General features: G+C 61.1%; 9 protein-coding genes. 5 read left to right on the top strand and 4 right to left on the bottom strand.

What is annotated here, in order from left to right:
- Window positions 1-245: 245 nt before the first annotated feature.
- The 3 genes from D6877_RS06490 (at window position 246) to D6877_RS06475 (ending at window position 2,805) form a co-directional block, all read left to right on the top strand.
- A complete protein-coding gene (locus tag D6877_RS06490) occupies window positions 246-710 on the top strand; it encodes a multidrug transporter (RefSeq protein WP_130910246.1) in 465 nt (154 codons plus the stop codon).
- Between the two features lie 36 nt (window positions 711-746).
- Window positions 747-1,571 carry an SDR family oxidoreductase gene (locus D6877_RS06485; RefSeq protein WP_130910245.1) on the top strand — a complete coding sequence of 275 codons (825 nt, stop codon included), beginning with the start codon at window positions 747-749 and terminating at the stop codon, window positions 1,569-1,571.
- Window positions 1,572-1,806: 235 nt separating this feature from the next.
- Window positions 1,807-2,805, top strand: a complete 999-nt coding sequence (locus D6877_RS06475) for a sel1 repeat family protein (protein WP_130910244.1) — start codon at window positions 1,807-1,809, stop codon at window positions 2,803-2,805.
- 124 nt (window positions 2,806-2,929) lie between these two features.
- On the opposite strand, the gene D6877_RS06470 is transcribed toward D6877_RS06475, so the two are convergent.
- The 4 genes from D6877_RS06470 to D6877_RS06450 all read right to left on the bottom strand — a co-directional run bounded on the left by D6877_RS06470 (window position 2,930) and on the right by D6877_RS06450 (window position 7,825).
- Window positions 2,930-3,793, bottom strand: a complete 864-nt coding sequence (locus D6877_RS06470) for an HlyD family secretion protein (protein ID WP_130910243.1) — start codon at window positions 3,791-3,793, stop codon at window positions 2,930-2,932.
- Between the two features lie 10 nt (window positions 3,794-3,803).
- A complete protein-coding gene (locus D6877_RS06465; protein ID WP_016771611.1) occupies window positions 3,804-4,004 on the bottom strand; it encodes a DUF1656 domain-containing protein in 201 nt (66 codons plus the stop codon).
- Window positions 3,994-6,186: an FUSC family protein gene (locus tag D6877_RS06460; protein ID WP_130910242.1), complete on the bottom strand. Its 2,193-nt coding sequence runs from the start codon at window positions 6,184-6,186 to the stop codon at window positions 3,994-3,996. The genes D6877_RS06465 and D6877_RS06460 overlap by 11 nt, the downstream gene beginning before the upstream one ends.
- A 139-nt stretch (window positions 6,187-6,325) precedes the next feature.
- Complete coding sequence (locus tag D6877_RS06450) at window positions 6,326-7,825, bottom strand: efflux transporter outer membrane subunit (RefSeq protein WP_130910241.1); 1,500 nt, start codon at window positions 7,823-7,825, stop codon at window positions 6,326-6,328.
- 272 nt (window positions 7,826-8,097) lie between these two features.
- On the opposite strand from D6877_RS06450, the gene D6877_RS06445 reads away from it, so the two are divergent.
- Both D6877_RS06445 and D6877_RS06440 read left to right on the top strand, forming a co-directional pair.
- On the top strand, window positions 8,098-9,066 hold the full coding sequence (locus tag D6877_RS06445; RefSeq protein WP_039759257.1) for a LysR family transcriptional regulator: 969 nt from the start codon (window positions 8,098-8,100) through the stop codon (window positions 9,064-9,066).
- Window positions 9,067-9,479: 413 nt separating this feature from the next.
- Complete coding sequence (locus tag D6877_RS06440) at window positions 9,480-9,854, top strand: DUF6124 family protein (protein WP_130910240.1); 375 nt, start codon at window positions 9,480-9,482, stop codon at window positions 9,852-9,854.
- The last annotated feature ends 785 nt before the right edge of the window (window positions 9,855-10,639 follow it).

Here is a 10,639-nt window from a genome sequence, read left to right as displayed (position 1 = left end):
CTCGTCCAGCCCGTTGCGTTCCCTATCCGCAGCGGGCTGGGCGGGGGCTTTTTTTTGTGCTGATTCAGCGTCGCCAGAAATGGCCTCTTCGCGAGCAGGCTCGCTCCCACAGGGGAATGCGTTTCAAGTGTGGGAGCGAGCCTGCTCGCGAAGACGCCGGTCTGACGGCTCAAGTCCCGATGCCCATCGCCAACCTCACCTACGCTTAGGTAGGATGCCTCTCTGTCTCTGCGAGGTTATCCGACATGTTCATCGGCATCCTGCTGGTCATCACCTGGCTGATCCTGCTGCTGCGCTACCCGGCCAAGGCCTTGCCGGTGTCGGTGGCCGCTGCCATCGGCCTCGGCTTCGTAGCCATGTGGGTGGTGTGGCTGGACAACCGCGAGGTCAAACAGCTGGCGCGCCTGGAATTGCGCATCGCTTATGCTCCCGAACAATGCCCGGCCGACCGTCCGCTGCAATTGAAAATGAACAACGGCAACGATGTGCCGCTGACCGAGCTGCGCTGGCGCATCGCTGCCTATGCGCCGGGCGATACGGTCAACCTGGCCGACAATCAATACACCGCCCCACGCTATCGCGGCCCCGGCGAACTGCAGGCCGGCGCTACCTGGGAAGACTGCCTGCCGCTGCCGCCACTGCGCCCCGGCTATCGCCCGCAAACCCTGGAGTTTCGCGCCGAGCATTTGCAGGGTAGTTTCTCTGACTGATCCCCTCCCCCGACTTTTTTGCACAAGGAATGCGCCATGCCCGTTGCGTTGATTACCGGTTGTTCCAGCGGCATCGGCCGCGCCCTCGCCGATGCGTTCAAAGCAGCCGGCTACGAAGTGTGGGCCAGTGCGCGCAAGGCTGAAGACGTCGCTGCGCTCAGCGCTGCCGGTTTCACCGCGATTCAGCTGGACGTCAACGATGGCGCCGCGCTGGAGCAACTCACCGAGCGCCTGAACCAGCAACACGGCGGCCTCGATGTGTTGATCAACAACGCCGGCTACGGCGCGATGGGGCCGCTGCTCGACGGCGGTGTCGCGGCCATGCAGCGCCAGTTCGAAACCAATGTGTTTTCGATTGTCGGTGTCACCCGCGCGCTGTTCCCGGTACTGCGCCGGGCCAAGGGGCTGGTGGTGAATATCGGCAGTGTTTCCGGCGTGCTGGTCACACCATTTGCCGGCGCCTACTGCGCTTCGAAAGCGGCGGTGCATGCGCTGAGTGATGCGCTGCGCATGGAACTGGCGCCGTTCGGTATCCGCGTAACGGAGGTTCAGCCCGGCGCCATCGAATCGAGCTTCGCGAAGAATGCCGGGCACGAAGCGGAACAGTTGATCAATGAGCAATCGCCGTGGTTTCCCCTGCGTGAAGGCATTCGCGCACGGGCCAAGGCATCGCAGGACAAGCCGACACCGGCCAATGAGTTTGCCGCCGAGTTGCTCAAGGCTGTGCAGCAGAGCAAACCGCCACGCTTGCTCCGCATCGGCAATGGCAGCCGCGCGTTGCCGTTGTTGGCGACGTTGTTGCCCAAGGGTTTGCTGGAATCGACGTTGATGAAGCGCTTCGGGTTGCGTGGAAATCTTTGATTACAACCGATCAAATTGCCAAGCGGATCAGTACACGTAGAATGCGCGTCACTTGAAGCCTCCAATGCTTGAAGTAATCCCAATAGCGCAAGGAGTCGCTCGGGCAAGCATCGAAGCAAGGGAATTGCTGATCCTCTCCTCTCGCGACTGTTCCCGCCCGGAACAGTCGCTGCTTTGTTGACCTGCCTGACACGAGCCCTGCATACACGCTTCAACTCAGATCAGGAAACAGCTTTTGAAACTCCTCCACGTATTGCCACTGGCACTGCTCACCTTGCTAACTGGCTGCGCAATCAAAGAACCTTCCCTCAATGACACACTGCCCAAACTGACCCTGCAAAACGTGCTACCGGTCGTTGCCGCCAACGAGCACTGCAATGCGCAGATGGACAGCGACATTCTGTACGGCGTGGGCTACCAGCTATACGAAAACGGCGAGTACAAGGATGCCAAAACCTGCATGGTCATGGCCGCCCCAAAGCACACTCGCGCGTTCTGCTACCTGTCGATGACTACCCGTTACGACAGCACCCTGAGCGCCGACCAACGTAACACTGAAGCCTTCAATTACATGGCTTATGCGGCGATGCAGAACGACTGGTGCGCTGAGTACGGTATGTACGAGAGCTACAAATTCGGCACAGTCGGGGCCAAGAAAGATGTGGCGCTCGCCACTCGTTGGCTCGAGCGCTCCTCGCTGCACGGATATGCCGAATCCCAGCAGATATTGATCGAGCAATATGAGGAGCAGGGCAATCTGAGCGCCGCCTACGCCTGGACCAGAATCATGGCCAATGCCGAAGACACCGCGGCTGGCGATGACCTGAAGGCCAAGATGAACGCCGCTCAGATCGCAGAAGGCGACAAGCTCTACAGCGAGCTCCTGACCCAGGTCACCAGCAAGAAAGCATTGATCGAAGAAGCGCGTGAAGAAGACGTCGGACGATACTCCGCCGATATCTATCAGAACTATCCGGATACCTTCAAAGGAATGTCGTCAGTCGAGCGTTACGACTATGTGAAGCAAACCATGCTGACGGCTATCAAACAGCCGTTCACCAAAAGCCGTGGCGACGTAATGAGCTACATCGTGATCAATCGCGCCGCTCAGCTGAAATTACCTCACGCGAACATCGCGAATGACAAGCGAATCGTCTCGCTGATGGAAGATCAAGAGCTGTCGGTCGACGAAACCATCGAATCCGGATTACGGGTGGTCAGCAAGTTCTACTGATACATACCCAGCTGTGGCGAGGGAGCTTGTTCCCGCCGGGCGGCGCGGCGGCCCGCAAAAGGTGAGCGCTGCGCACTCAAGCGGGAGCAAGCGCCCCTCGCCACACTACCCTTGTTGATACTCGCTATTTGATGTCGTCCTGCTTTACGACGACCGTGCAAGTAATCCCCGCCGCCAGCAAAACGCCCTCCGGCACTTCATCAATGTGAATCCTTACCGGCACCCGCTGGGCCAACCGCACCCAGTTGAACGTCGGGTTCACATCGGCGATCAGCTCGCGGCTCTCCGGGTTGTCGCGGTCGTAGATGCCGCGGGAAATGCTCTCGACATGGCCCTTGAGCACTTCGCCGCTCATAAGCTGCATATCGGCTTCGTCACCGACTTTCACATGCGGCAGTTTGGTTTCTTCGAAGAAGCCGTAAACCCAGAACGAGTTCATGTCGACCACGGCCATTTTCGCCTCGCCGATGCGCGCGTAGTCGCCGCGATGCACATTGAGGTTGGTCACGTAGCCGTCCACCGCCGCGCGCACTTCGGTGCGTTTGAGGTTGAGTTCGGCGGCTTCCAGTTGCGCCTGGGCGTGTTGGTAATCGGCCAGCGCGGCGTCGGCGATGTTGCTGGCGTCGTCGCGGTTTTCCTTGGAGATCACCAGATTGTCGAGGTCGGCGCGGCGGTGGGCGTTGACCTTGCGCATTTCCCAGGTCGACTTGCGCGAAGCCACCAGTGACTGCGCCTGCTTGACCGCGATGCGGTAGTGCTCGGGGTCGATGCGCATCAGCAGATCGCCCTTCTTCACCAATTGATTGTCGCGCACCGGCACTTCAACCACTTCCCCGGTGACGTCGGCGGCGACGTTGATGATGTCGGCGCGCACGCGGCCATCGCGGGTCCACGGCGTGTTCATGTAGTGCTCCCACAACGTGCGGCCGATCCACAGCGCCAGGGCCAGCACCAGCAGGGTCGCGAGCAGGCTGAAAAACTTTTTCATCAAGATGTTCTCAACGGTAGACAGTCAGCGCCATGGCGCCGAACAGACAGGTAAACAGGCTCAGACGCAGCAGCGCCGGGTGCCAGAAAAAACGGTACAGGTCGAACCCCGAGAGGAAGCGGTCCACAGCCCAGGCCAATCCCGCAGCAATGAAAAACATCAGGGTCATGGTCGGCATGTACACGCCGTGGAAGGCAATTTCACGAGGCATGGGCGAGTCCTTCGGGCCTGGCGGGAGCGAATTGGGCGAGCGGTGATTGCGGGTCGAGCAGCGAGGTACGGATGAAGTGCAGGTAGCTTTTCACCCGCCGCAACGCCGAGGTATCGAAGTGCGGGGCAAACGGCTCATCGGTGGCGGCGACGCGGCTGATCGCATGATCGACCGCCACCAGTGCACGTTCGAGATTGCTGGCGTTCGGCTGCAGAAACAGGCGCACCAGCGCACGCCCCATCACCCGGATTGCCTGGCGCCACGGCTGCGATTCGGCATACGCCGGGTGCACCGGCAGGATCGCCTGTTCCTTGCGCAACTCGATGATCGCGTGGCCGACTTCCAGCACCACGAACATCCAGCGCAGCAGACTCTTCTGCACTTTCGGTTGCCCTGCCGCGAGGCCGTACGCCTGATGCAGCAGATCGCGGGTGCGGCTCTCGAAACTTGAGGCCAGGCCTTTGAGTCTGCCGCTGATCGCGTAGACCACTTGCCCGCGCAGATCCTGCTCCAGGCGCTGCCACAGCCAGCGACTGTTCGGCGGCAGAATAATCGCCCCCGCCGCCGCACACACGAGCATGCCCATGACCATGGCGATGTAGTCGTTGATGAAGGTGTAGGGGTTGTAAATCGTGAGGTTGTCCGGCACCGAACCGGTGCTGAAAAAGATCAACAACCCGAGGCCGACACCGGCGTATTGCGGTCGTGAAGCGAGGAACGAACCGAGCACGATCACCGGCGCGAGCATCACGCAGAGCAAGGGGAAACCGTCGATCAACGGGAAGATGAAAAACATCTCGACGAAGCCGATCAGTGCGCCGAGAAAAGTCCCGCAGGCCATTTGAAAGGCCATGCGCTTGGGGTTCGGTGTCGCGGCGGAAAGGCCGACGGTGGCGGCGGCGATCAGGGTCATGGTCGCCCCGCTCGGCCACGCGGTGGCGACCCAATAACTGCCCAACACAATCAGGATGAACGAGGCACGAATCCCCGACGCGGCCGCCGCCCACCAGTTGGTTTGCGGGGTGAACGGCTCGTCCCAGCGCTCGCGTTCGTGGCGGTGCTCAGCCAAAGACGCGTGGGTCTGCGCATAGCTGTGCAGGTCATCGACGAAGCGGTAGAGCAATTCGTAGGCGGTGTGGAAATCCAGTTGTTCGGCTTCGCTCGGAGCAGTGTCCTGAAAGATCCCGCGCAGGGTTCGGACACGTGCCGGCAGACCTTCCTTGTAGCTGGCCAACGCGGTCGCCAAACGGGCCGCATCGGGGCTGGTCAGGGCGCGACCGCTGAAGCTGTCGAGCACTTCGGCGAGGTCCTGCAAGCCCGGTTTGATCGCTGCCACGACGTGCTCTTCGCCATTGCCGCGCAGGCGTTCAAGCAACTGATGCAAGGCGTTGAAGCGCGTGGTGATGCCCATGAACTCGCTGTTCAAACGACTCAGACGACCGTTGCGCCGGCGCATGTGCGGGTCCTCGAACACGGTCACGCTGCGCAAGCCTTCCAGGCCGACGGCTTCGGCAATGAAGCGCACGTTGCTGGCTTCGAACGCCTCGGCTTTGCTGCGCCCGCGCAAGCCATCGGTGACGAAGAGCGCGAACACACCGAAGCGCTGATACAAAGCGTTGCGCATCGCCGCGCTGGCGGTCTGCGGCAGGATCGCCGCGCTGATCAGCGTCGAACAGAGAATCCCCAGCGAGATCTCCAGCACCCGCCACACCGCCGCCATAAAGGCGCCGTCCGGGTGCGCCAGCGCCGGCAGACCGACCATCGCTGCGGTGTAACCGGCGAGCACAAATCCATACGCGCGAAAATTGCGGCAACGCGCGGCACCGGCCGAGCAGATGCCGACCCAGATCGCCAGCGAGCCGAGAAACAGCTCCGTGTTCTGCGCAAACAAAGCGATCAGCGTGACCATCATCGCCGACCCGGCCAGCGTGCCGAGGAAGCGATAGAAACTCTTGGCGAAAACCTGGCCGCTCTGCGGTTGCATGACGATGAACACCGTGATCATCGCCGTGCGCGGTTGCGGCAATTCCAGACGCATCGCCAGCCACAAGGTGAGAAACGCGGCGAGCAACACCTTGAAGATATACACCCAGGTCACGCCGTCGCTGCGTGCCCAGTCGAAGAAACCGCGACGCCATTCCAGGGAGTGGAGCCAGCGTAGAGGGGCGGGCAAGGAGGTCATTGGAAATACTCAGGCATGCAATGCGGACTCGAAACCTGTGGGAGCGAGCCTGCTCGCGAAAGCGGCGTGTCAGGCAACATGTTCATTGACTGATACGCACTCTTCGCGAGCAGGCTCGCTCCCACAATGGAGGCTGTGTTCAACGCAAGAGAACCGGGGTTTTCGGGGCTTGGGTCTGCGCGGCTGTCGGCACGTCATCACCGGCACCAAGGCCGCCACCCAATGCCGTCACCAATTCGGCATGCGCACTCAATCGCGCCGCCTGCACCTGCTGCTGCACTTGCTGCTGTTTGAACAGCAATGTCTGCGCATTGAGCACGTTGAGGTAATCGGTGAGGCCGCGTTGGTAGGCGATCATCGCGATGTCGTAAGTCTTCTTTGCGGCAGCCACGGATTCGGCAGCGAACTCCTGCTGCTTGTCCATCGATTCGCGACGGATCAACTGGTCGGAAATGTTCTTCAGCGCGTTGATCAGGGTCTGGTTGTAATGCGCCACGGCGATGTCATAACCGGCCGCCGCTTCGCCCAATTCGCCACGCAGTCGACCGCCGTCGAAGATCGGCAACGAGATCGCCGGGCCGACGTTGTAGTTGAGTTTCTTGCCGGTCAGAAACTCCAGCGCGCCGCCGCCCGTGGCCATGTAGCCGAGGCTGCCGACCAGATCGACATTGGGGTAAAACCCGGCGTGAGCGACATCGATACCGCGCGCCTGCGCCGCCACTTGCCAGCGACTGGCGACCACGTCCGGACGCTGCCCGAGCAGTTCGGCGGGCAATGCCGAGGGCAACTTCAACGGCGCCGCGAGGGACAGCGTCGGCCGCTGCAGTTGCGCAGCTGCGCCCGGGCCTTTACCGGCCAGCGCGGCAATCTGGTTGCGGCTCAGGGCGATTTCCTCGTCCAGCGCATCGAGCTGGCGATGGGTTTCCGGCAACGGCGTTTCGGCCTGGCTGACTTCGAAGTGCGTGCCGATCCCGCCGCTCAGGCGTTTCTGCGCCAGATCGAGAATCTGCTGTTGCTGCTGGAGTGTCGCGGCAACGATGTCGCGCTGGGCGTAATGCAGCGACAACTCGATGTAGGCGCGGACGATATTGTTCTGCAATTCCAGCTGCGCCAGGCGCGCCTCGGCCACGCTCACATGGGCCAGGTCCACCGCCCGTTCGCTGGCATTACGCTCCCGCCCCCAGAGGTCGAGGGCGTAGCTGAAGCCGAGCGCTGCGTTGTTGTCCCATGTGGTGGTGTTGGCCAGATCGCCGGGGCCGTAGAACTGGTCGGTCGGCCAGTTGTGGCGCTTGAGGGTCGATTCGCCATTGATCTGCAACGCCTCGGCTGCTTCGGCAACACCGGCCATGGCCTTGGCCTGACGCACCCGCGCGGCGGCGATGGCCATGCTCGGGCTGCCCTGCACGGCGAGGTCGATCCAGCGATTGAGTTGCGGGTCGCCAAACGCTTGCCACCATTGCGCAGTGGGCCAATGGGCGTCCTTGGCTGCGTCGGCAATGGCTGCATCGGTGGCCAGTGAATCGGCCGCAAGCGTTTCGCCGTGAGGGGCAATGCCTTGGGTTGAGATGCAGCCGCCGAGAGCCAGGGTTAAAGCCAGAACACTGAGCGGCAAAAGCGCTCTGTTGATGCGACGCGGCACAGCTGCGAATTCCTGAGAAAGGGATCAATCGAGGGATTTGTGTAGGAGCTGCCGAAGGCTGCGATCTTTTGATGTTGTCTTTTAAAAGATCAAAAGATCGCAGCCTTCGGCAGCTCCTACAGGGATCGGCGCAATTCTATGGAGCTGCCTCTGCGGCGATAAGCTGGGATTTCTGTGAATCTTTGTTACGGTTAACGAGATAATCCCTTGGTCGGGGGTCTCAGCCCCTGAAACTTCGTGTCACAATTTGCCATCTCCCTTGAGAGCACCCCATGGACACTTTGCAAAACATGCGCGCCTTCAGTTGTGTTGCCGAAGCGGGCAGCTTCACCGCCGCCGCCGTGCAACTGGACACCACCACCGCCAACGTCTCGCGCGCGGTCTCCAATCTGGAAGCCCACCTGCAAACCCGCCTGCTCAATCGCACGACCCGGCGCATCGCCCTGACCGAGGCCGGCAAACGCTACCTGCTGCGCTGCGAACAGATCCTCGCCTACGTCGAAGAAGCCGAAGCGGAAGCCAGCGACGCCCACGCGCGCCCGGCCGGCCAGTTGAAAGTGCACACCATGACCGGCATCGGCCAGCACTTCGTCATCGACGCCATCGCCCGCTACCGCAAGACCCACCCCGACGTGACCTTCGACCTGACCTTGGCCAACCGCGTGCCGGACCTGCTCGACGAGGGCTACGACGTGTCCATCGTGCTCGCCAGCGAACTGCCCGACTCGGGCTTCGTCTCGCAACGCCTGGGCATCACCTACAGCATCGTCTGCGCCTCGCCGGCCTACGTAAAAGCCAACGGCGCCGCACAGAAACCCAGCGACCTGCTCAACCATGCCTGCCTGCGCCTGGTCAGCCCGGTGATCCCGCTGGAGAAATGGGCCTTCGACGGCCCGGACGGCCAGGAAACAGTCACCATCAACAGCTCGCCATTCCTGGTCAACTCCGCCGACGCCATGAAAACCGCCATCACCAGCGGCATGGGCGTCGGCGTGCTACCGGTCTACGCCGCCATCGAAGGCCTGCGCAACGGCACCCTGGTGCGCGTGATGCCCAACTACCGCTCGCAGGAACTCAACCTCTACGCCATCTACCCGTCGCGGCAGTACCTGGATGCGAAGATTAAAACGTGGGTCGAATATTTGCGCGGCTCGTTGCCGGAGATATTGGCGGCGCATCAGGCGGAACTGGTTGCGTATGAACTGACCGGGAGCCTGGCTGGCGTCCGCGTTGCGACCTGACTTTAAACACCGCTGACTTCGTGTAGGAGCTGACGAGTGCAACGAGGCTGCGATCTTTTGATTTTGCTGTTTAAAAATCAAAAGATCGCAGCCTACGACAGCTCCTACATCGCGGTGTTTTCAAGGAACTTTCCGACAGGGTTTGCAGGTTGTCCGTCGGACGTGCGCTGGCTAGGATCTGGTGGTTGCTGACGAATAAGCGACCGGGTCTGGAAAACCCGCAGGATCACAGCGCATGACATAATGCCGCGCTCTTTCAGCGCCGGTATTCAGTTATGGCGGCTGTACGTGGGAGACCTTCGGGTCTGCCGGGTTTGATCCTTTGCCGGTTTTTCCAGTCCGCGTACAGCTGCCACCCCTTTCGCCTGGAAAACGAAAAATGGCAGCTCCATTAATCCAAAAGGATCTTTGCCATGTTCAAACCCACACCCAATCCCCCCGAATCCGCAAGCACCTCACCCTACCAATCCCCTGACTCGAACAAACTCCACGACGCCGCCGAGCGCGCGCAGGATCACTACCTCAAACCGGCCACCACCGCGCAGCAAAGCCACAAACCCAGCACCATGTTCCAGGTCGCCCCGGACCAGGACAACGAAAGCCTGCTGGCCCACGCCTGCGAATCCCTCGCCTCGGCGAGCATCATGAGCAGCGACATCGCCGCCCACGTCGACAGCCCACAGCGGCACACGATATTGGCGATCCAACAGGTGATCATGCTGGCGGAACTGGCGGTGAATCGGGTACTGGATAATTACGAAATCCATCAGCCCGCGTCACACAATTGAACGTCTGTGGGAGCGAGCCTGCTCGCGAAGGCTTCGGCACGTTCAACATTCGGGTGTCAGATAAACCGCTTTCGCGAGCAGGCTCGCTCCCACAATTCTGGATCGTGTACATCAGCAAGATGTGAGTTGGCTGTCAGGCCGCCTTCGCTGGCAAGCCAGCTCCCACAGGGACGGGGTGAATCTGGCAGAGATAGGTTGGCAGTGGAGACGCTTTCGCGAGCAGGCTCGCTTCCACAGAAAGCAAAAGCAAGATCAAAAGATCGCAGCCTTCGGCAGCTCCTACAGTTTGAATCGAGTACATCAGCGAGAAACAGGTCGGCTGTCAGGCCGCCTTCGCGAGCAGGCTCGCTCCCACAAAAGCAAAAGCAAGGCAGCGCAGCTGCCCGCGGCGAAGCCGCCCCACTCAACAATGAGCGTTAGCTCGAGTGCTTTTGATCCACCGGCGACGTCGGAAGGCTGAGTGGAGGGATTGATCCGGGGGTGGGAGCGCAGCGACCGTCTGGCGCAGCCAGACACAGCGGAAGGAGGTGCAGCGAAGCAAACCGGAGCCGCTGCGCCCGGATCAGTCCCGGAGCGAAGGAACCCGAGCCTGCGAGGGCCGAACGTAGGAGCAAGCGTTTTTTGCTTACTTTTTTTGGCGCTTGTAAAAAAGTAAGTCGCCGTCAGGCGAAACCGCCAGCCGCCGCAGCGAAACCTTCGGATATTCACACCAGACAAACCAAGGCATGGCCGGCCCAGAGGCCGCCAAGACAACCCGAGCGAGAAAATGTTAGCGTGCTTGCAAT

It is taken from the genome of Pseudomonas sp. Sample_9, from assembly GCF_004307535.1.
In the GTDB taxonomy this organism is placed as follows: domain Bacteria; phylum Pseudomonadota; class Gammaproteobacteria; order Pseudomonadales; family Pseudomonadaceae; genus Aquipseudomonas; species Aquipseudomonas mercuritolerans.
This window is presented reverse-complemented; position numbering and strand designations above follow the sequence as displayed.